The organism is Fulvivirga kasyanovii (assembly GCF_009711405.1).
Lineage (GTDB): Bacteria > Bacteroidota > Bacteroidia > Cytophagales > Cyclobacteriaceae > Fulvivirga > Fulvivirga kasyanovii.
Genome location: NZ_SMLW01000581.1, coordinates 1,094 through 23,096, shown reverse-complemented (window position 1 = coordinate 23,096; position 22,003 = coordinate 1,094). Strand labels below are relative to the sequence as shown.

Below are 22,003 nucleotides of genomic sequence, written 5' to 3'. Positions count from 1 at the left end.
ATCCTATCATTGTCTCAAAAAATATAATGATTAGATCAACTTTTACCGTATTTTTTCTTACTGTCTTAAGTACTACCTCTTATGGACAGTTATCAGGCAAGTTTATTGAGCAGAAAACAGATAGTTTATTCGCCGGATATACCACTGGAACTCCGGGTGTTGCCGTAGCTGTGGTACATGAGGGTAAAATGGTCTTTAAAAAAGGGTATGGCTCAGCAAACCTGGAGTATGATATACCTGTAACGCCGGAAACAGTTTTTCTGGTAGGGTCAGTATCAAAACAATTTACTGCATTTTCCATTTACCTCCTGGAGCATCAAGGGAAGCTCTCGCTGAATGATGATGTAAGGAAGTATATTCCTGAACTCTCCAAATTTGCAAAGCCTGTTACTATTAAGCACTTATGTTACCATACCAGTGGTCTGAAAGAGCAATTAGCACTTCTGGGCTTCTCCGGATGGCGGATGGATGAATATATTAGCAACGAACAGATATTGAGCATTGTAAGCCGGCAAACAGACTTAAACTTTGAGCCGGGAAGTAAGTTTAAATATTCAAATACCAATTATACTTTGCTAGCAGAAATCGTGGAGAGGGTATCAGGAGAAAGCTTTTCTTCCTTTACAAAGAAGAATATTTTTGAGCCTTTGGGCATGGACAATTCACAGTTTTACGATGACAATGAGCGGCTAATTAAAGGTAGAGCCTACTCTTATGACCATGAAGATAGTACCTATAAAAAAGAGAAGTTGAACAACGTGTATGTCGGGTCAACGGGATTATATACGACAGTGGAAGATTTAAGCAAATGGTCTGATAATTTTTATGATCCAAAAGTGGGGGATGAGCTTTTGATCAGGAAATTCAACCAACTGGCAACGTTAGACGATGGTAGCCCGGCTTTATTGGTGGAAGAGCCAAAGGTACAACATGCCAAGGGACAGTTCTTTAGAAACTACAGGGGTATAGATACTTATATTCATACGGGAGGAGACGCTGCATTCAAGGCTTTTTTTGGACGCTTTCCGGATGAAAGGCTTACGGTTATTGTTCTGAGTAATGATATCCGTTTTGTGCCGTATTCCAATGGAATAAAAATCGCAGAGTTCTGTTTGGAAGATAAAATGCACCCGGAGCAGAAAGAGGAGGATGTACCCGTTAATGTTGACAATGCTGAGTATGAGTCTGATAAGTCACAATTGTTCAGGTACAGTGGCTCTTTTTATAGTGAAGAGCTACTAACCCGCTATACATTACGTGTGAAGGAGGGTAATCTTGTGATGTCTCATGTCCGTTTAAATGATATGAAATTGGAGCAAAAGGGGAAATCCACTTTTTCCGGAGTTAATTACTATCCTTTTACGGTAGATTTTATTGAAGATGACCACGGTAATGTTTCGGGCTTAAATATTATTGATTTTCGTGGAGAAATAATATCTTTTGAGAAATGCTATGAATATTCGCAGGCATGTGTAGAGAAATAATGCTTAAATAAGCGGGAGTCTAACTGAAGTTTAAAGTATGCCGAAGAAGTTATTAATGGTAATCTTTACCATACTTGTATGACAATGCTGCCGGCACGATACAAGCTCAGTCAGGATGTTTTTGGAAGGCCAATGGGAGTGGGTAGGGAGGTACAGAGAGGGTGTACCACAATACGATACATTATCTGCTAAAATTAGACCTATTTTCCTTTCCCATAAAAAAAACTTTAAAACAATTCAAAAGAGCATACTACAATGAGCGAAGAGTCACTCCGGAATTCGCAATTCCCATGCTTCCCAGTAATTCCATCAGTGAAACACTACAGTTTTACGAAGCTATGGGCAGTACCATTACTTATCAGCAAAAGGCTCCGAATAATTATATAGGGCTTAAGCTTAAAGGTATTGAGATGCATTTTTTTGGGTTGAAGCAGTTAAAACCCGAATCCAATTTCAGATCCTGCTATCTTCGTGTCAATGGCATTGATAAGCTTTATAGTGATTGCAGGGCAGGGGTGAAACAACTGTATGGCAAAATACACTCAAGGGGATTCCAAGGGTTAATCCGATAAAAGATATACCCACTTATGGGGTGCGACAGTTTGTAATAGTCGACCCATCGGGTAATTACATAAGAATAGGGGAGAAAATTGAAAAGGAGCGCAGCGTATTGTTTGAAGAAGATGGGCAGAAGCCGGGAAAGTCAACACCACTCAGAAAAGCTTATGAGCTTGCCAATAGGCTTGCCAATGGAAAGGATGACCCGGAAACTGCCGCCAGTGTTATAGACGAAGCATTGGCTTCTAACACAAATGCAGAGCCGGAAATACGATTCAAGCTGATTGTACTAAGACTCGATATAGCCAATAGGTTTGAGGGTGTAGAGAAAATGAAAATTATGGAGAAGGAGGGGAGAGCCTTATTGGAACTGGTTGGAAACGTTCCTGAAGTTAATGAGGACATCCAGTCTTTTCATCAAATACTGGTTTGACAATAGGTGACTCATTTGCAGAGATGTTTGGTGGAAATAACAAAAAAGCCATTCCAGATAAGAATTAACTATCTGAAATGGCTTTTATATGTTTTATCTATAGATTAAACGTTGTCTGAGCTGGATTTTGCACTCAGGTACTCTCTGTTTAGTCTGGCAATATTCTCCAGGCTGATTTCCTTAGGGCACTCTGCAGAACAGGCTCCTGTGTTGGAGCAAGCTCCAAAGCCTTCTTCGTCCATCTGTGATACCATTTTCTCTACTCTTGTCTTTCTTTCTACCTGTCCCTGAGGCAAAAGCGCCAGTTGGGAAACTTTTGCACTTACGAAAAGCATGGCAGAGGCATTTTTGCATGCAGCAACGCATGCTCCGCAACCGATACACGTAGCAGCATCAAATGCTTCATCAGCGATCTTCTTCGGAATAGGTATCTCGTTGGCATCAGGTACACCCCCTGTATTCACAGAAACGTACCCTCCGGCCTGTATTACACGGTCAAATGATGATCTGTTTACTACCAGGTCCTTCACTACAGGAAAAGCTTGTGCTCTCCATGGCTCAACTACAATAGTATCTCCGTCAGAGAAGCTTCTCATGTGAAGCTGGCAGGTAGTAGTTTGTTTAGGTCCGTGAGGCTTTCCGTTAATGTACATGCTACATGTTCCACAAATACCTTCACGGCAGTCGTGGTCGAAATGCACAGGATCTTCTCCTTTTTTCAGGAGTTGCTCGTTCAGCACGTCAAACATCTCCAGAAACGACATATCGGGAGATACGTCATCCAGTTGATATGTTTTGAACCCACCTTTGTCCTGAGCGTTTTTTTGCCTCCAAACCTTTAGTGTTATCTTCATAACGTTGTATGTTGGTAGTTAATAGTTAGTCTTTTAATTGCGACATTTAAGTTGCCGGCTCTGCCGGCAAGCATGTCATTATTTATAGCTTCTCTGAGTCAGTTTTACATTCTCGAATACAAGGTCTTCTTTATGAAGCACTTCTGGCGCCTCAGGGCCTTTGTATTCCCAGGCAGCTACGTATGAGAACTCATCGTCCTTACGTTTTGCCTCACCTTCCTCAGTTTGTGATTCTTCCCTGAAGTGTCCACCGCATGATTCGCTTCTGTTCAATGCGTCATCCACCATCAGCTCACCCAGTTCCAGGAAGTCAGCTACCCTGTTGGCTTTTTCAAGCGATTGGTTAAGCTCTTCATTGGCACCCAGCACGTTTACATCCTCCCAGAATTCTTTTCTTAATTTCTGGATTTCCGTTTTTGCCTTTTTCAGGCCTTCCTCGTTTCTGGACATTCCGCAGTACTCCCACATAATGTGGCCCAGTGCTTTGTGGAATTCATCAACGGTTCTTTTTCCTTTAATGCTCAGTAGCTTACTGTTGGTTTCCTTCACCTTGGCTTCGGCTTCCTTAAATGCCGCATGGTCAGTAGAAACTTTGTCGTAAGGCATTTTTGCGAGGTAATCTCCTATAGTATAAGGAATTACGAAGTAACCATCGGCAAGTCCCTGCATAAGGGCACTGGCTCCCAGTCGGTTAGCGCCGTGATCTGAGAAGTTGGCTTCTCCGATAGCATACAGACCTTCTACGTTGGTCATGAGGTTGTAATCCACCCAAAGGCCACCCATGGTGTAGTGAACTGCAGGATAGATTTTCATTGGGGTCTCGTACGGATTGTCACCTGTGATCTGCTGATACATATCAAAAAGGTTACCATACTTGCCCTCTATAGCATCCCGGCCATCTCTCTTGATCGCATCGGCAAAGTCAAGGAATACTGCAAGCCCTGTTTTACTTACTCCACGGCCTTCATCGCAAACATATTTTGCATTTCTTGAGGCTACATCTCTTGGTACAAGGTTACCGAATGAAGGATACCTTCTTTCCAGGTAGTAATCTCTTTTATCTTCCGGCAGGTCAGTAGGCTTTAATTCGCCTTTTCTGATCTTTTCCGAATCTGCTTTATCTTTTGGAACCCATACACGACCGTCATTTCTTAACGACTCCGACATCAGGGTCAGTTTCGACTGATGGTCACCCGAAACCGGGATACATGTAGGGTGAATTTGGGTATAACAAGGGTTAGCAAAAAGGGCACCTTTCTTGTGCGCTCTCCATGCAGCGGTCACATTTGAACCCATAGCATTTGTAGAGAGGTAGAATACGTTACCGTAACCACCTGTCGCCAATACTACTGCGTGAGCACTGTGTGATTCTATTTCTCCGGTTACCAGGTTACGTGTTACAATACCTCTGGCTTTACCATCTACCATTACAAGATCGAGCATCTCTGATCTTGTGTACATCTTCACCTTGCCATTAGATATCTGCCTGCTCAATGCGCTGTATGCACCTAATAGTAACTGCTGTCCTGTTTGGCCCCTGGCGTAGAAGGTTCTGGAAACCTGAGCTCCACCGAATGACCTGTTGGCCAGCAAACCTCCGTATTCCCTAGCAAAGGGAACGCCCTGCGCAACGCACTGGTCGATAATATTTACACTTACTTCAGCCAGACGGTATACATTGCCTTCTCTTGAGCGGTAGTCACCGCCTTTTACTGTATCGTAGAACAATCTGAAAATGCTGTCACCATCATTTTGATAGTTTTTAGCAGCATTAATACCACCCTGAGCGGCGATACTGTGCGCCCTTCTGGGGCTATCCTGAAAACAGAACGCTTTAACATTGTAGCCCAGCTCCCCGAAAGATGCTGCAGCAGAAGCACCAGCTAAACCGGTACCTACAACAATGATGTCATATTTACGCTTATTGGCCGGATTTACTAACTTAACGTTGAATTTATGTTTTGACCATTTCTCCGCGAGTGGCCCTTCCGGTATTTTAGAATCTAACTTCATCTATCAGACGGTTTATACTAGTTGGATTAGAAATTTTTGAAATATATAATAACGGGGATTGCAGCGAACATAGCAGGAACTATGATGGCAAAGGCAACGCCTACGAATTTAATTACTGGGTTGTACTTCACGTGGTTCAATCCCAAAGTCTGGAACGCACTTGAGAAGCCATGGTATAAGTGGAACATTAAACCTAACATAGCCACTACGTAAAGCACTACATACCACAATTGAGAGAATGCCATATCTACGGTAGCATAAAGGTCCCGGTACTCCTGGCCTTCATATTTTACCATATCAATTGGCCCCCAATGCATCACGTACCAGAAATTTTTAAGGTGTATAACCAGGAATATAAAGATGATCGTTCCCAGTATACCCATGTTTCGGGAGCTCCATGTGCTGTTAGTTGAAGCGCTTGTTTTTGCGTATCCTACCGGCCTTGCTTTTTTATTGTTAACTGTTAATATGATTGCCCATATGATGTGTACAATAAAGGCAGCATAGAGGATAAAGGAGGTAGTTTTAATTAATGGGTTTGTGGTCATGAACTTTGCGTAAACGTTGAATGCTCTTCCTTCATCATTTAGCAAAAGCTGGAGATTACCTGAAAGGTGTACAACCAAAAAGATAACAAGAAATAACCCTGTTAAAGCCATTAAAAGCTTTTTTCCCAAGGTGCTGGACATTGCTTTAGTGAACCAACTCATGGTATAGTTTTGATGATTTTATGTTATAATAATTAAACCTTGCCAAAGGTACAGTCGAAAGGTTTATCAAACAATCATGCCTGTCTATTTTAAAAGATTCTAAATAGGAAATTTAGAAATAGGCTGGGAACCATTGCATAAAGAGCTCAAAAAAGAATACAAACAGGCCTACAAGAAACACTATACCTGCGAGAAACAGCTCGTTTCTAACAACCTGGCGCAACCTGGCTTGTATAACTCTTACTCTTTTCATGTTGTGGAATAAATACCACAGTGCCAATAGCAACTCGCGTACCATTTATTAATATCTGCTTTAAAAGCCAGTCAAACGCGATTGATCTCTTTATTTAATCTCATATTGGGAAAAAGTCTCTTATTAGAGGGTTGTAATGCCGTAGCTTTGTTCTTATTGTTTTATAGCTTTGTGGTTTAAATAACTACTTGATATGAGTCCTGAAACCATTCTTGTCATTATCCTGGGTATTATTACCGCTGATTTTATTTTTGAGCAATTTTTAGATTATATCAACCTTAAATCAGGTAAGAACAAACTGCCCGACGAAGTGGCTGCCTTTTATGACAAGGAGAAATACCAGAAATCAATCAGTTATCAGAGAACCCAGACAAGGTTCTCATTTATAACTTCAACAGTAAGTTTTATAGCGTCATTTCTTCTGCTAAGCCTGGGAGGTTTTGGATACATAGATGAACTTTTGCGTCCGTATTTTGATAATGAGATATTTTTAGCATTAGCATATTTTGGAATTCTGTACCTGGTGTCTGACCTGCTTACCATTCCGTTTCAACTCTATGATACTTTTGTGATAGAAGAGAAGTATGGTTTCAATAAAACCACACCCGGTACTTTTATAGTTGATAAGATAAAGGGCTATTTGCTCACGGTACTCATTGGCGGTCTTTTAATGGGGCTGCTGCTTTACCTGGTCCTGAACATAGGACAGGACTTCTGGATCTATTTCTGGATTGCCATCTCCATTTTTACACTATTTGCCAATATGTTCTTTACCACGCTCATATTGCCTTTGTACAATAAGCTCACTCCGCTTGAAGATGGTGAACTCAAAACCGCCATAGAAGATTACAGCAGGCGGATCAACTTCCCTCTTGATAATATCTTCGTAATCGATGGTTCCAAAAGGTCCAATAAAGCCAACGCATTTTTTTCAGGCATAGGTAAGAAGAAGAAAATTGTGCTATACGATACTTTGATCAAGAACCATTCTACAGAGGAGCTGGTGGCCATCCTTGCCCATGAAGTGGGGCATTTTAAGAAGAAGCACATTGTATTTGGTTTTGCAATTTCCGTTGTACAGGTTGGCGTGATGTTGTTCATTATGTCGAGGATGATATTCAATGAAGATTTGTCGTTGGCGCTGGGTGCCGAACAAATGGGTGTGCATCTCAACCTGATCGCTTTTGGTCTGCTATACACGCCCATTTCGAAGGTTATAGGCGTGCTGGGCAATATGCTAAGCCGAAAAAATGAGTATGAGGCAGATGAATATGCTAATAAAACATACAACGGGCAGGCTCTGGCCAACGCATTAAAGAAATTATCGGTGGATAACCTGAGTAATCTATATCCCCACCCGACGTATGTTTTTGTGCACTATTCCCATCCGCCTTTGTTGAAGCGATTGGCTGCCATCACTAAGTCTTGAATCGATCCAGGGCTATTTTTGGATCATAAATTCATCGATCAGGTGCAGGTCTTCTGTGGCATATGACTGACCTTTTAGTTGCTTTCCATTTACGGAGATCTTTAGAAAAGCCCAAAGATGGTCAGCGTGGGCAACGAGGTCTTTATGTCTGCAATTTTCAGGGTCAGGTGTAAAGGGCTTTGGGTCTGAGCCTATCCCCCGGAGCTTGCCACCACTGCCCACTGTAATGCTAATAAACCCCTGAGGAGCGCGATAGTCTTGATTGGAACCTATATATTCAGGTATGACTTCACCCAGACCATTCATGGGATTGAGCCGCTCATAAGTGTGGGCATGGCCATTGAGTACCAGGTCTACATCGTATTGTTCAAAAAGTGGGTATAACGCTACTACATTTGCGTAGTCCTCTTTGTAAGTGCAGGATTTGCCATTGTGGTGCAGGAAAACAATGATCCAGTTTGCTTTTCCCCGTGCGGCCTCAAGATCATTTTTCAGCCATTCCACCTGTTTTTCATATTCATGGAAATCACCATTTTTACTGTCAAGGCCTATGAAATGAACCTGGGCGTAATCGAAGCTGTAATAGTGCTCATTGTTGGGAAGTTTCCATTCCTGTAGGTAATTATTTTCCGGCTCGTGCCAATCGTGGTTGCCCAGCAAGGTGAAGACCGGAAGGTATGGGAATACGCCATCAAAATAACGAAAAAGATTGCTGTCGTAGGCCTCGCTTTTGCCATCGGGATAGATAATGTCACCTAGCAACAGCCCGAAATTCATGGTACTGACTGATGGCTCCAGTGCTTTGGCCAGCCGGTCGGGTGTGCCGCCTTCTTCTATAGGCTCACCAATATCGCCGACCGCAAAAAATGAAAATACAGAATCTTTTTGACTAACAGGAGACCTGAACCACAGGGTATCATCCGGTAGCAGATTAACATCGTTGGTGAGAATCTTATATCGATATGACGTGTTTGGCTCCAGGTTTCTGAGTACTACCTCATTTTCAGTAACGCCGGTATTTGTCAGCCTTACGTTTCCTTCTACCGACTTCCATTCTCCATGTGTAGCAGGTTTATATGCTACCTTACAAACGGTGCCTGTATCTGTTCTCCATAAAATAGTGAGGCTGTCCTTAAGGGCACACTGGAGATAGGGTTTTCTGGCCAGTAAGGGCTTTATTTCACTGGTAGGCGTGGTACAGTAGATTAGAAGAATTAAAGGAATGAAAATAATGGTGTTGATAATCTGCTTCATGTTAGTCTTAAAGTAAAAGAAGCCCCGGAAATCTGGACGGACTCCCGGGGCAGCTCCTGTTTTTTATTAATTATTAAATACGTGATACGCTGATTGAACTTGTTTCATCGTTGAAGCCTTCATTGCTCAGGCAGTTGTCCGAGCCTGATTTAGTGACTGTTCTTCCTGTAAACCCACTATGCTCATAGAGGGTCACCCGATAGCCATTGTCTATCTGCAATGAGGAAATATCATCATTGGAAATTCCCAGGCTTTGTAGCTGGCTCAGTGAATATTGCCCTTCTTTTAAAGAAACAGCGTAACCTTTATAATCACAATGCTGGTAGAGTGTAACAACACCACCTGTGCTGTTGCTATACTTGTTGTTCGTGTAGTAATGGGAGAAATTACCTACGCCATCAAAATATATGTCAACAAGCTTGGCAGGGTCGGTTGCCATTTCTCCACCTTGTACTATGCCATCGTTACCATCATTCCATGCCCATGGAGCATTGGCGCCACCATCTTTAAAGTTATTTCCTTTAAATCCGCCTCCTGCATTATAGAAAAGGTCAGTGTTGAACCTCTGGTCCCAAAGCCCGCCACTTTCAAAAATGTCTACCAGCTTATATTCTACATAAGTGTCATAATTATCAGCAGGTGTCTGTGCTACATCGTTCATTGAAGGGTAGTAGATCACCCCATCACCATTGATGTCATATTGAGGCCAGGCTTTTAAGCCATGTCCTTTGGCTTCCTGAGCAGTTACCGGATGCAGGGCACCATTATAATTAACCATCTGAAGGGTGCCATCTAGATTTTCCTCACCACTTATAAAAGGGCTTCCTGATGGTGTGTAGGAAAAGAAATCGGAGTGGCTTACGGTTACAGCTCCTTGCAGTGCCCCATAGGTGGTGCCGTTTTTTTGGATCACCATGAGGATGCCTTCAAGGTCATTTTCGTGTTGGTCCAGGTTATAAAGGAAGAAAATATCTGTCCAGTCCCTGGGATGAAAAAATGCATAAATTAGGTACCAGTGTGTGGTGGTTTCAACCACGGAATAGTAACAATGAGCGGATAGGGAGTTGCTATATGCCGATACGTTCTCCCAGTTGTTGGAAGCATTCCAGTCCCCATCATAGTTGATGGCCGAGATATAGTCAGATTTTCCGCCTTCAGCGTAGGTGCCCGTAGCATCAACATCCATGTAATGAATAGGCGCCCATCTTTTAACCAGGTCAATTTCGAAGCCGGTACGCGTATTTGATTGGTGCTTTGCCTTTTCTTCTTTTTCTATATTTACATCCTGCTGTACTTCCTCCAGTAGATGATCCTGACAAGCCGGCAAAATGAATAAGCAAAAGACAATAAGTGCCTTGTTGATAAATGAAAGTCGCATTAGGTTTTTCATGATTTTTAAGATTTAATTAGGTTGGTTTTTGATTTTACAGGTAAGGGTCCGCCCCACCACATAGGTGAGGCAGACTTTACCAGATTAATTACAATATGGTTTATTTTTCTTATTCATTTTCCCACCAGAAAGATTTTGTCCATGTGTTGCTATACCAGTCCTGGAAATTAGCACCTCCGGGATATTCATCTTCTGCCAGCATAGGTTCTTCAAAAGTCTCCATTTCCAGAGATGGGCTAGAGCCATTGTTGATCAGCCACATCCTGGCCAGGTTGCGGTTGTCTTGTCCTGTTATCGCGATGTCATAACCTTCTGCACGGGCTTTTTCATAAGCCTTTAGGTTTTCTGCTGCTTCACTGGTAGGGTAGCTGGCCCGGGAAGGGAAAAATTTTCCGCTGCCGGTAGATGCAAAGCTACTTGCGTTATCAGAGGCCAGTATACCTGGCAGCATAGTTCTTCTGTAATGGAAATAGGGTTCAAAATGCAATTGAAAGATAGCGATCCAACGTTGCTCATTGATCAGTAAGAGCTTGTCTCTGGTGCCATTAAAGGCAACCTGAGGCTGTTCGAGATATTCTTCGGCACTATTTATTCCCTGATCAGCATAAGCACGGTCGTATTCAGATCTGCCTGCAAAACCGTTGAGTACACCGTATTCTGTAAAGCTGGCGCGAATAGCATCTTCGTAATATGCTGCCGGATCACCACCAATAATTCCCCTTTGGGCCATTTCTGCCAAATTGAACAGCATTTCCGAATAAGTGGCCAGCTTAATAGGAGTAGTTGCAGCAGCAGGCAGTGCTTCCAGGTTTTCATCCATTGGCCTGAATGCAGGGCCTAGCAGAGAACTGTATTCCCAGCCACCATTCCATGATGCCGCATCGCCATCACTTGTGGTTATCCCATACAGATGTCCCAGGTATTTATCTTCGCCCGGATTTTGAGGTACCACATACCCGGACTCTTCATGTACCTTTTTTACAGGGGTGGCAAACCTGTATAGCCTGGGGTCTTTTAGAGATGCCATTCTCTCCACAAACACCTGGCTTAGTGCAATTTGTTTGATCCTTTCGGGATTGTACCTGTAGTAAAGGGAAGTCCTTGAAGCTCCATCGAAGTTTACCTGAAAGTTATCTTCATTGCTCTCAAAAACAGGATAGCTGGCAGGATCATTCAGGATTTCATTGGCTATGGATTTGGCTTCTCCGGGATTGGCATTATACATGTGCAAAGCCATTCTCAGCCTCAACGTATTGGAGAATTTCCTCCACTTTGTAATATCTCCATAATATACCCAGTCCGAAGCTTCATCGATGTTTTCTGTCTCTTCTGCCAGCAGGTCATTGGCGGCTTTGAGTTTAGTCAGTATTGCTGCATAGATGTCTCGTTGCTTGTCATAATCAATACCAGTCAATGGTACATCATCAGCAATAACCAGCGAATAGGGAATGTCTCCATAGAATGTGGTAAGCATGTAAAACATCCACGACTCCCAGATATCAGCAACGGCCACATAGCGATTGTCGCCCCGGTTTAAGGCAATGTTGCGTACATTTTTGATGTTTCGGATCGAAGCGTAACAATGAGGCCACACATGTCCGTCGAAGTCATGCCAGGAGCGGTGCCTGTTGCCCTGGCTCAAGCTTTTGGTTTTGCCGTAATAGGCGGTTACAGGCAGTATGGCATTGATGAAAGTATTGTCACTTCTATCCCAGTCACCGTTTATGGAGATGGCACCGTTGAACATACCACCCATAAAAAAGGACGGGCTTAAGTTTTCATCTCTTAGGTTAGGTACGTTTTTGTCGATGTTGATGTCTTCATCCCAGGTGTCGCATGAAAAAAGGAGAAGAAGCACCGAGCAGCAGATATATAATAGGTTTTTCATTTTTCTGTTTTTTAATCAGGCTTGATTTAAAATTTCAGTAAAAGGTTGTATCCCCAGGTTTTGGGTACGGCTACACCGCCAGTAGTGGAAATTCCGGGACGGCCAAGCGTTAAAGCTTCAGGGTCTACATGTTTTACATCTGACCATACCATGAGATTTCGGCCGAAAAGAGAAAGCTCCACTGAACTGAATGGTGTTTTGCTAATGATGGTCTCCGGCAAACGGTAAGAGATGCTCAGTTCTTTAAGTTTTACAAACGAACCGTCTTTTACCCAAATGTCATTGATCTCGCCGTCAGTCATGTAGTCGCCATAAAATACTTCAGCAGTTATCTCCTCGCCGGCTTCAAAAGGCATGGGTCCTTCAGGGCTGTCCCATATGCCGGAAGGAAGCACGGCATCGCGGTTACCTCCGGTAGTTTCATCCAGGCCAAGGCCTACCAGGTTCTTTTCAACACCCGCGTAGAAGTCATTGCCTTGCTGAGTGGTGAAAAGTACTCCCAACGTAATGCCCTTATAGCTGAAAGAGTTGTGCAAAGAGCCTATCCAGTCCGGATTGTAGTTGCCGATAACAGTCAACTCATCTGAGCGTGGCAGGTCTTTGTTGGAATCAAAATAAAGCTCGCCATTATAAGCAGCCAGTGACGGATCGTGTATGTCCGCGTCGTACTCAAATCGACGTGCAGTTTTTGAATAAATGTTGCCGCGTCTCTGATCTACCTGGTCAATCACGAAAAGATGATTTGTCAGTGCACTGGTGAAAATTAGTTCCGGGTTTTCAGGGTCCAGCTCGCGGACATAGGCCCTGTCCCTGGCGAAATTAACCGTGGTGTTCCATACAAAGTCACCTGCTTTTACCGGGGTGGCATTGAGTATTAGCTCTATTCCGTTATTCTCAATCTCTCCTGCGTTGCGAACTACAAAGTTGTACCCGGTGATAGAGCTTACAGCTACCGGCCAGATCTGATTACGGGTGTTGCTGTTGTAGTAGGTAAGGTCGAGGCCAAGCCGGTTATTGAAGAACTGAATATTGGTACCAACTTCAAAACCAGTGGTTAGCTCTGGTTTTAAACCAAATTCCCTTTTAGTGCTGCCTTCTGCTATCTGGCTGATTATCCCGTCACCACGAGTGAAATTCACCTCATCCTGAAGAAGAAACGCCTCGGCATCGTTGCCTACCTGGGCAAAGTTGGCCCGTAATTTCAAAAACGATAGAGGTTGCGGCAGGTCAAATACCTCTGATAAAATGGCGCTGGCTGCTACTGAAGGATAGAAATAAGAATTTTCTTCTTCCGGCAAAGTAGACGACCAGTCATTACGTGCTGTCAGGTCCAGGAAGAACTTGTCCTGATAAGACAGATAAGCAAAGCCATATAAAGAGTTGATGCCTTTGTCTACATCATTTCGTGTAGTTGCATACTGGCCATTGCGATAGTTTTGAATGGCGTAAACACCGGGCACCAGCAGTTGATTGTTTTCTCCATAAAATGATTCACTGTGCTGCAGCATGGAATTACCTCCGGCAGAAATCCTGAAGCTAAAGTCATCATATGCTTTTTGATAGGTAAGCAAGAAGTCTGCATTGCGCTCGTATGAAAAGTCATTGGTTTGCTGATAACCACCGTATTGTTCAAGGTTGTTCAAATGTCCGCTGGCCAGTTTTTGAGCCGTTTTATTGCGTAAGCCGTTGATACCACCCCTTACAAAAAAGCTGAGGTTATCCGTAATGTCATAGCTAAGCTGCAGGTTGCCAACCACACGGATCCTGTTCATTTCATAGGCGTCCTCATGAAGTACAAAGTAAGGATTGTCCATACCTACCCGGTAAATTCGTTGCGCTCCGCCAGTATACCTGTAGGTTTTCAGGTCTTCAATGTCCACATTCAAAGGAATACCTGAAGGATCATAGCCCCGGTTATTGTCGCTTCTCTGGTTTATCAGCTTTATGTTTGATTTGGCAGAGAGTTTTTCATTGAAAAACCAGTCGTGAACCAGGTCAAGACGGTCCTGCTTAAAGTCGGTGTTAGGCACCATCCCTTTTTGCCTGATATTGGTGTAGGAGAGGCGGTAGTTTTGATTTTCAGACCCTCCAATCAGCGCGAGGTTATGGGTGGCAATTATGCCGGTCTCATAGAAGTTTTTGAAATTGTCAGGGTGAGCCTTCCATTCAGCATTTTCATTCCATAATTGGGCTGTGTCTGTACCGCTGTTGAATGCAGCCCCCCACGACTGGTTGGTTTCAGCATTATAATTGCCGCCAATACCCTGCCCGAAGGCGGTCTGGTAGTCCGGAGTGACAGACGGCCGCTGGAAGGTAAGGTTGGAGCTGAACTCAACATTGAAACCGCTACCCTTGCCGTCACCTCTTTTCGTGGTGATCAGTACTACGCCATTAGTAGCACGGGAGCCGTAAAGGGCAGCGCCACTGGGACCCTTTAATACAGAGATAGATTCTATATCATTGGGAGCAACAGAGTTCATGTCTCCGGGAATACCATCTATTACAAACAGAGGCTGGTTGCTTCCGGACAGTACATTTTCACCACGGATTACAATACGGGTATTTTCATCTCCCAACTCGCCACCGCCCTGGGTCACAAATACTCCTGCAATGCGTCCGGCCAGCGCATTGGAGACATTTTGCTGTTTGGTTATGGCTACTTCGTCGCCCTTTACGTCCTGTAAGGCATAGCCGATATCTTCCTTGTTCCTCTCTATGTTCAGTGCAGTAACTACTATCTCCTGCAACGACTGGATGTCAGGAGTCATGGCAATGGAGAAATAAGTTTGCCCTTGCAGTGGTACTTCGAGTCGTTCGAAGCCAACGAATGAGAATATCAGAGATTTGGAATCATCAGGAAGTTCCAGTTGGAAATGCCCGTCGGCATCAGTTATGGTGCCATGAGAAGTGCCGGGCACCACCACGGTTACGCCAACCAGAGGCTCGCCGGTTTCGCTATCAGTAACCTTACCACTAACCGAAATTTCAACCGGGTAAAAAGATTCTGACACCTGCGGACCTTTTTGCGTTACTTGTTTAACTACGATAATGTCATTGATCCTTCTGAATTCCAGCCTTTTGTCGTTGGAGATCTTCTGGAGGATCTGCTTCAGGTTTTGATAGCCTGTACTTACTTCTACCCTTTGATCTACATCGATCTCACCTTCTACATAAAAGAATTTCAGGTCCGTACGTTCTTCGATGAGGTCAAAAGCCTGTCTAAGCGTATATTCCCTGGACTGTATGTCCATCTCAATTTCCGCGAGCCCCTGGCTGTTAACGGTAGTTGCGGCAAACATTACAGTGGCGCAACACAATTGAATTATAATACTATACAATGCTTTGAGTATTATTGAATGGTATAATTTTTTCATAAATTTGAATTGAGTTTTAACATTTTTCTGATTTTGTTGAGACTGCAAGTCCCTGTTTTACAGATAAGTACCAGTTATCTGTAGTTTGGGACGGGAACCTATTGGAAGCGCCTGTTTACCGGGCGCTTTTTTTTGATCCTGTTTTTATCATATGTCCACTTTTGGGTTGAATATTTATTGACATCCGTTTCCTGAAAGTATGATCGATTTATAATCTTCTGTACTGTATTTTATCCCTGTAGCATGTTCAAGGGCTTTTAGAATAGTTTTGATGGATTCATCCTTAAATGAAGCGTTGATTTTACAGCCGACGGCTACCTCTTGCGCGTATTGGAAGATCACCCCATATCGCTTCTCAAGTACGCTCAGTACATGATGCAGAGGTTCTGCTTCAAAAATGAAGATCTTGTCTTTCCAACCAACGGTTTTTAGCACATCAAATCCATTGACTACGGCTTCGGATGTTGCCCTGTTAAAAGTCACTTGCTTTCCGGGTTCAAGTGTGATTTTTTCCCGGGAAGTATTTTTACCCACTTCCACTTTGCCTTCGAGAAGAGATATCTGCAGCGTTTCTTTAGAATCGTACTCGTTGATATTGAATACTGTGCCAAGCACCTTTAGGGAATAATCTTTCATATGCACCACAAAAGGCTTGTCAGGATTAGTGGCTATATCAAAATAACCCTCACCACTGAAGAAGACCTCTCTGGAGGTCGGTCCAAAATTTTCAGGAAAGCGGATGCTTGATTGACCGTTCAGCGTAATCTCGCTGCCATCCTTGAAAGTCAAAATAGTAGTCTGGCCTGCCAGCGTTTGTTTTTCTATCCATTTTACCTCCGGCGTATTTTCAATATTGCTGGAATAGAATATATAGGTGAATATGCTGATAGCAGCTAATAGCAGGAGACTGGCGGCTACTTTAAATGCCTGGGCGCTCAGGAAGGCCTGCTTCCTGGCCGGTACCTGGCCCATACGGAAAGAAGGGTCTTTTCTCTGTATCCCTCGGATCACCCTTTGACGTACTCTTTCCAAATTGTAAGTGCGCTCAGTTATCCCGGAAAGCTCGTTTTGCCAATTGCTAACTATGGCTTGGTATTCTTTTTCCAACGAAAATTCCTCAATCAGGGACCTGAGCCTTGCTTTGTCATCTTCTGTGGCCGTATCTGAGAGTTCTTTGGCCAGCAGATCGTAAAATTCATTTTTATTCATCGGGTGCCATTATTGCCTTTACTGATATGACAATATTAGCAGTCCGTTTTCCCGGTTGAACTTGTTATGTGTTTGTTAATTAAACGTTAAGAGAATGAGTGTCAACTGTATAGCTTTTTGATAATGCCGGGCGATGGATTTGCAGGCTTCGATCAAATGATTGCTCACTGTTTTGGGAGAGATAGATAGCATTTCAGCAATTTCATTAGTTTCGAAACCCTCAACTTTACTGAGGCGAAAAACATTTTGCTGTTGAGGAGGTAGCTGCACCACATATTGTTCTATTTCAGAACGAAGATCATTGATGGTGAGATCTGCATCAGTCCTGCTGCTTGATGTCAACAAACTGTCATCTACCTGATCGAAAGAAAGTATTGGCTTAAGGGCGTTTTTTAAATGGTTGAGCGATGTGTTCCTAACAGCGGTGAAAAGATAAGGCCTGATCTGTTTTATTTGAAGGTCATCTTTCCTGATCCAAAGGTTAATAAATACATCCGAAACTGCTTCCTCAACCATATCCGGTGTGAGCCTGAAGCGGGCTGCATATTCGCAGAGGTCAAGAAAGTTGCGTTGAAAGAGTTTATCAAAGGCTTTTTGGTTTCCGCTGACGGATAACGTCCAAAGCTGATTGTCGCTTAACTCATTCAAACTGTTCATACTCATTTGGATAGAGAACCGAAATTATGAACAGCCTGAAGCTTAACCAAAAATCAGGTATTAACACATTGTTAAAAAACAAATATGTGTTAATCCAAGATTTAGTTCTGTAAATAGTATGGTAAGCTTGTATCCGGGCAGCAAAGTCACCCGGATACAAAAATTAATCCTTTTTATAGTTTTTAAAGCTCCACCCGATACTGCCTAGGGCCACTAGCAGTAGTATTATGGATGAGGCCATACCTACAGTATTGCCAATGCTGTAAGACTTTGGAGCAAATACAAACTCAATTTTATGTTTACCTTTTGGTATTTCAAGTGCACGCAATACATAATTTGCTCTCACAATATTGGCAGGCTTCCCATCAATAGTTGCTGTCCAGCCTATGGGATAATATATTTCTGAAAAAACAGCGAATCCGTCTACCGCACTATTACTTTCATATGTAAGCTGATTAGGCGCATAGTGTGTCAGTTTTATGCTGGCACTGCTATCATAGGCAATGTTTTCTGCAATATTGAATTTGGATGCATCCACTACTGCTGTATACTCAGGATCAATTTCGCATGTCTTTTGCAGTTCAGCGTCAGGATTTGGTACCCTGGCGATATCTGATACAAACCAGGCATTTCCCAGTGCTTCGTTGTTCCTGATAAATGATGTTTTGGATGGTCCAAAAGTAAGGTAGCGTGCATTGAGCATATTGATGGTTCCATAACCGCGCAGATCAGCATTTCCAGCCTGCAGGTTTTGGATGAGCTCACTGGTTTCAGGTCCGAGACAATGGTCATAAAGGTCTTGATACCTTCTCAGTTTTGCTCCATGGTATCCGCCTAAAGATTGGTGGTAGTATGAAGTCCGTGCCTCTGTGTAAGATGTAAGGTTATAAACCCTGTAGCTTGGGTCTTTATCCTTTTTTATTTCTTTATCGGCCTCTGTCATGGCAAAAAAGGAATTATCACGCTCCCTTTTGTAGTTATCCTCTCCGAAATATCGCTTATCCACTGCCCACAGGTCAATGAGTACCAGTAAACTCAGTACTCCTGCCATGAGCGTAAAAGGCATTTTCTTTTTGAGGTGCATGAAAATTGCTGCAAAAGCAATTACAATAAATATTAGAGATCTGAGCGCATCACCTCTCATCAGGCTTTTACGGTCGTCCTGCAGAGCGTTTAAGAACCATCCCGGGAGCTGGGTTTCGCCCTCTTTGGTGAAAGAAGCCATACCTGCGAACAGTACAACCAATAAACATACACCTGCTGAAGCTCCCAAGGCTATAAATAATTTCTTCTTTGATTGTTTTGTAAGTCCTTCTTTCAGGAGATTTTCCAGTCCGATAAACCCAAGTAATGGAAATGCAACCAGCGTGATAATGAGGGCGAACGTTACAGACCTGAACTTATTATAGCCCGGGAAGTAGTCGAACATGAAGTAGTTAAAAGCCTTAAAACTGTCACCCCAGCTCAACATGATGCCCAAAATAGCAGCAATCACCAGCCAAAGTGTATATTTTTTGTCTGCAAAGGCAATGCCGATGATAAACAGAAAGCAAATAACTGCCCCGGCGTAATAGGGAGCGGTTAGTGGCTGATTGCCCCAATAAGCCGATGTATAACGCGCAAGTTGGTTTGCCGCCTGGGAGTCGCCAGTCCTTTGCAGGGCTTTAAGTACTTCACTGTCTTTATCCTGAACCAGGTAATTGGAACTTGCCCCACCATAAAAGTTAGGGATCATCAACGTTATAGGTTCGAGTATCCCATTGCTATATTGAAATGCATAGTCCTTTTTCAGTCCACTGGTGCCTTCATCTGCGCTGGTGGCGGCGGTTAGCTCTGATTTTCCCCGCATGGAATATTTACTGTATTCGTAGGTTGTCCAGAATTTGCCAAAGAAAGTTCCCAGGGCTATAACGGCTGCGAGGATCAATAAAGCAGTATTCTTAATGAAGTTGGCAGCTTCCCCTTTCTTAACCGCGTCTATGAGCATAATGATACCATAGATAATTACCATCAGAAGTAAGTAATATGTTATCTGAAGGTGATTTTCCCTTAGCTCAAGGGCAAGCGCTACGGCTGTAAGCCCAAATCCAAGTATCCGGTTTCTTGTAAAAGTGAGGTGAATACCGGCCAGTACCAATGGCATGTAGGCGATAGCCCCTATACGTGCATTATGTCCGGCTGCCAGACCAATGATCATAAATGATGATAGTCCAAAGGCAATAGCACCGGCTATGGCGAGATATGGCCTTACCCTGAAAACGAGCAGCAGTATATAGAATGAAATGAAAGCCAGAAAGATATTTTTTATAGGGTGGGGTAGGAAGAGCGAAAGTACTTGCTTAAAGCCATCAATAATGCCATCGTCCCACTCTACATTCACCAGATATGCTGGCATTCCGCCAAACATGGAATTAGTCCATAAAGCTTCTTCACCGGTTTTCTCCCTAAACTCTATGGCTTCCTGGGCACCTCCTTTCCATTGTAATATGTCATGCTGGTCCAGGTTTTTATTGCCAAAAAATATTGGGTTAAAAAACAGAATGGTAATGACTAAAAATGCAAGTGTAGCTATGATATGAGGTAAAACCTGCTTAGTGAAATTGATGTTTTTCATGTGTGTTGGTTGATTCTCAATGGTTGCATAGGGTTGCTCAACTGTAAGGTTATATTGTGCGCAACGAATGCAATAATAAGGCAAAAAAATTAATGAAGTAAATTATTGAACGGTTCATATAAAACACAGTACTATAATCCGCTTAACCACTCCTCAAAATGGAAAAGGTGATCGTTCAGTATTTTCATACTGGCTATAAGGATCAGTACTGCGGTTGTTCTTCTAATGATCGCACTGTCAAACTTCTTAACGGCAAGCCTTGAGCCTATTTGTCCACCCAGGAAAACGGCCAGCAACAGAGGCCAGGCCCAGTTAAGGTCTACATTGGGTGAATGTTGCATCCATTGGCCTGCCAGGCCGGCAATAGAATTTACCAGGATAAAAAAGCTGGCGATTGCAGCTATATTTTTGGCCTTGCTCCAGTTGATAAGGTTCAGTATGGGGGACAGAAAGATACCTCCCCCGATGCCTACCATGCCTGACAACAAGCCTATACCTCCGCCGATAAGTCCGGCAGTTTTGGTGCTGTTATCAGTGCTTTTGCCCTCTTGGGCAGTTCTGGCATCTTTAAACCATAGTAGTATTGAAGCCAGCAACAATGAGAAGCCGAGCAGTATCAGGATAGCCGCCGCTCTGAGAGGAAGATAGCCACCTAAGAACGCCATGGGAACGCTGGCCATAACCAGAGGAACGGCTTTTCGCAGATTGAGATATCCTTCCCGGTAGAAAATGTAGGTGCCGCCGCTGACCACTATGATGTTGCACATCAGTGCCGTGGAGCGCAGCAGGTATATATCCACACCGGCAATTACAAGTATGGCAAGATAGCTGGAGCCTCCCCCAAAGCCGACAGAGGAATAAAAAATAGCTACCAGAAAAAAGAAAAGCGCTAAAAAGTATGAATTTTCCAAAGCTTACCCTCCTATAGTGGACATTGACTCATGGTGGTCTTTTTGAGTACGTGAAGCTTCTGCTGCCCATCCGTCCTTATGGCGATTGCCAATGGCTCCGGCAATTGCATTGATTAGCTCCTGATCAGTGGCGCCGTTGCGTAGCAGGGTTTTAATGTCTAATGCCCCATGATCATAAAGACAGGTCTTGAGTGTGCCCTGCGAAGTAACCCGGATCCGGTTGCAGCTTCCGCAGAATGTGCGGGTATAGGCTGCAATAATGCCGATATTGCCACTGAATCCAGGGATTTGGTAATGATAAGCCGTGCTGTGCCTGGGATCATTAACTTTGCTAATATCCGGGTAAGCTGATTTAAGCTGGTTCAAAATAGCCCCGTGGTCCCAAAGCAGCCGGGCTTTTGATGTGCCTGTACCATTAAATGGCATTTCTTCAATATACCGGATGGAAATGCCATTGTCTCTGGCCATTTCCGCCATAGGTATGATGTCCTGGGTGTTTTTGCCATCCATCACCACCATATTTATTTTTACGGGTATATTGGCAGCCAGAAGTTTATCAAAGGTATTCAGAACACTTTGCAGTTCGTTACGCCTTGTAATCTGTAGAAAACGTTCAGGATCAAGGGTGTCAAGGCTCAGGTTTATCGAAGAAATATTGATCTCTTTGAGCTTGTCAATATATTGTTCGGTCAGTACTCCATTGGTAGTGATGTGAAGCTCTTCCAGAGCCGGGATTTTTCTGAGCCGTTCCAGAAAGGAGATCATATCCCTTCTTGCAAAAGGTTCTCCGCCAGTGATACGCACCTTTCTGATCCCTGCCTGGCAGGCAACGTGCACGAGGCGTTCCATCTCTTCATAGCTCAGTAGCTCCTTTCTGGGTAGGAATTTGATGCCTTCCTCCGGCATGCAATAAAAACACCTCAGATTGCACCGGTCGGTAACTGCCAGTCGAAGGTAGGTTATAGGCCTGCC

General features: G+C 43.5%; 15 protein-coding genes. 3 read left to right on the top strand and 12 right to left on the bottom strand.

The window, feature by feature from the left end; genetic code table 11:
- The coding region (locus E1163_RS16025; protein ID WP_221418011.1) for a serine hydrolase domain-containing protein at positions 1–1,484 on the top strand (1,484 nt) is incomplete at its 5' end.
- Between the two features lie 592 nt (positions 1,485–2,076).
- The gene (locus E1163_RS16020; protein WP_155173466.1) at positions 2,077–2,475 is read left to right on the top strand and encodes a hypothetical protein; all 399 of its coding nucleotides are present in this window, start codon (positions 2,077–2,079) and stop codon (positions 2,473–2,475) included.
- A 104-nt stretch (positions 2,476–2,579) separates the two neighbouring features.
- On the opposite strand, the gene E1163_RS16015 is transcribed toward E1163_RS16020, so the two are convergent.
- The 3 genes from E1163_RS16015 to E1163_RS16005 form a co-directional block, all read right to left on the bottom strand.
- Entirely contained in the window at positions 2,580–3,329 is a 750-nt protein-coding gene (locus tag E1163_RS16015) for a succinate dehydrogenase/fumarate reductase iron-sulfur subunit (protein WP_155173465.1), read from the bottom strand.
- 78 nt (positions 3,330–3,407) lie between these two features.
- A complete protein-coding gene (locus E1163_RS16010) occupies positions 3,408–5,342 on the bottom strand; it encodes a fumarate reductase/succinate dehydrogenase flavoprotein subunit (RefSeq protein WP_155173464.1) in 1,935 nt (644 codons plus the stop codon).
- 26 nt (positions 5,343–5,368) lie between these two features.
- Positions 5,369–6,052, bottom strand: a complete 684-nt coding sequence (locus tag E1163_RS16005) for a succinate dehydrogenase cytochrome b subunit (protein ID WP_155173463.1) — start codon at positions 6,050–6,052, stop codon at positions 5,369–5,371.
- A gap of 446 nt (positions 6,053–6,498) precedes the next feature.
- Between E1163_RS16005 and E1163_RS16000 the strand changes: the two genes are divergently transcribed.
- A complete protein-coding gene (locus E1163_RS16000) occupies positions 6,499–7,734 on the top strand; it encodes a M48 family metallopeptidase (RefSeq protein WP_155173462.1) in 1,236 nt (411 codons plus the stop codon).
- A gap of 12 nt (positions 7,735–7,746) precedes the next feature.
- On the opposite strand, the gene E1163_RS15995 is transcribed toward E1163_RS16000, so the two are convergent.
- From E1163_RS15995 to moaA, 9 genes are all read right to left on the bottom strand, one after another.
- Positions 7,747–8,988, bottom strand: coding sequence for a purple acid phosphatase family protein (locus E1163_RS15995; RefSeq protein WP_155173461.1), 1,242 nt, complete (start codon positions 8,986–8,988; stop codon positions 7,747–7,749).
- A gap of 73 nt (positions 8,989–9,061) precedes the next feature.
- Positions 9,062–10,378, bottom strand: a complete 1,317-nt coding sequence (locus E1163_RS15990) for a beta/gamma crystallin family protein (RefSeq protein ID WP_155173460.1) — start codon at positions 10,376–10,378, stop codon at positions 9,062–9,064.
- A gap of 109 nt (positions 10,379–10,487) precedes the next feature.
- Positions 10,488–12,266: a SusD/RagB family nutrient-binding outer membrane lipoprotein gene (locus E1163_RS15985; protein WP_155173459.1), complete on the bottom strand. Its 1,779-nt coding sequence runs from the start codon at positions 12,264–12,266 to the stop codon at positions 10,488–10,490.
- A gap of 26 nt (positions 12,267–12,292) precedes the next feature.
- The gene (locus E1163_RS15980; RefSeq protein WP_155173458.1) at positions 12,293–15,640 is read right to left on the bottom strand and encodes a SusC/RagA family TonB-linked outer membrane protein; all 3,348 of its coding nucleotides are present in this window, start codon (positions 15,638–15,640) and stop codon (positions 12,293–12,295) included.
- Positions 15,641–15,814: 174 nt separating this feature from the next.
- The gene (locus tag E1163_RS15975; protein WP_155173457.1) at positions 15,815–16,849 is read right to left on the bottom strand and encodes a FecR family protein; all 1,035 of its coding nucleotides are present in this window, start codon (positions 16,847–16,849) and stop codon (positions 15,815–15,817) included.
- A 75-nt stretch (positions 16,850–16,924) separates the two neighbouring features.
- On the bottom strand, positions 16,925–17,506 hold the full coding sequence (locus E1163_RS15970; protein ID WP_185156107.1) for a sigma-70 family RNA polymerase sigma factor: 582 nt from the start codon (positions 17,504–17,506) through the stop codon (positions 16,925–16,927).
- A gap of 163 nt (positions 17,507–17,669) precedes the next feature.
- The gene (locus E1163_RS15965) at positions 17,670–20,120 is read right to left on the bottom strand and encodes a YfhO family protein (protein ID WP_155173455.1); all 2,451 of its coding nucleotides are present in this window, start codon (positions 20,118–20,120) and stop codon (positions 17,670–17,672) included.
- A 131-nt stretch (positions 20,121–20,251) separates the two neighbouring features.
- Positions 20,252–21,031, bottom strand: coding sequence for a sulfite exporter TauE/SafE family protein (locus E1163_RS15960; protein ID WP_155173454.1), 780 nt, complete (start codon positions 21,029–21,031; stop codon positions 20,252–20,254).
- Between the two features lie 3 nt (positions 21,032–21,034).
- The coding region (gene moaA / locus E1163_RS15955) for a GTP 3',8-cyclase MoaA (protein WP_155173468.1) at positions 21,035–22,003 on the bottom strand (969 nt) is incomplete at its 5' end.

Excerpts from the sequence above, each read along its gene's own strand:
- E1163_RS15990 (WP_155173460.1), bottom strand. The coding sequence starts at position 10,378 with ATGAAAAACCTAATGCGACTTTCATTTATCAACAAGGCACTTATTGTC.
- E1163_RS16015 (WP_155173465.1), bottom strand. The coding sequence starts at position 3,329 with ATGAAGATAACACTAAAGGTTTGGAGGCAAAAAAACGCTCAGGACAAA.
- E1163_RS15995 (WP_155173461.1), bottom strand. The coding sequence starts at position 8,988 with ATGAAGCAGATTATCAACACCATTATTTTCATTCCTTTAATTCTTCTA.
- E1163_RS16010 (WP_155173464.1), bottom strand. The coding sequence starts at position 5,342 with ATGAAGTTAGATTCTAAAATACCGGAAGGGCCACTCGCGGAGAAATGG.
- E1163_RS15980 (WP_155173458.1), bottom strand. The coding sequence starts at position 15,640 with ATGAAAAAATTATACCATTCAATAATACTCAAAGCATTGTATAGTATT.
- E1163_RS15970 (WP_185156107.1), bottom strand. The coding sequence starts at position 17,506 with ATGAACAGTTTGAATGAGTTAAGCGACAATCAGCTTTGGACGTTATCC.
- E1163_RS15975 (WP_155173457.1), bottom strand. The coding sequence starts at position 16,849 with ATGAATAAAAATGAATTTTACGATCTGCTGGCCAAAGAACTCTCAGAT.
- E1163_RS16000 (WP_155173462.1), top strand. The coding sequence starts at position 6,499 with ATGAGTCCTGAAACCATTCTTGTCATTATCCTGGGTATTATTACCGCT.
- E1163_RS16005 (WP_155173463.1), bottom strand. The coding sequence starts at position 6,052 with ATGAGTTGGTTCACTAAAGCAATGTCCAGCACCTTGGGAAAAAAGCTT.
- E1163_RS15965 (WP_155173455.1), bottom strand. The coding sequence starts at position 20,120 with ATGAAAAACATCAATTTCACTAAGCAGGTTTTACCTCATATCATAGCT.
- E1163_RS15985 (WP_155173459.1), bottom strand. The coding sequence starts at position 12,266 with ATGAAAAACCTATTATATATCTGCTGCTCGGTGCTTCTTCTCCTTTTT.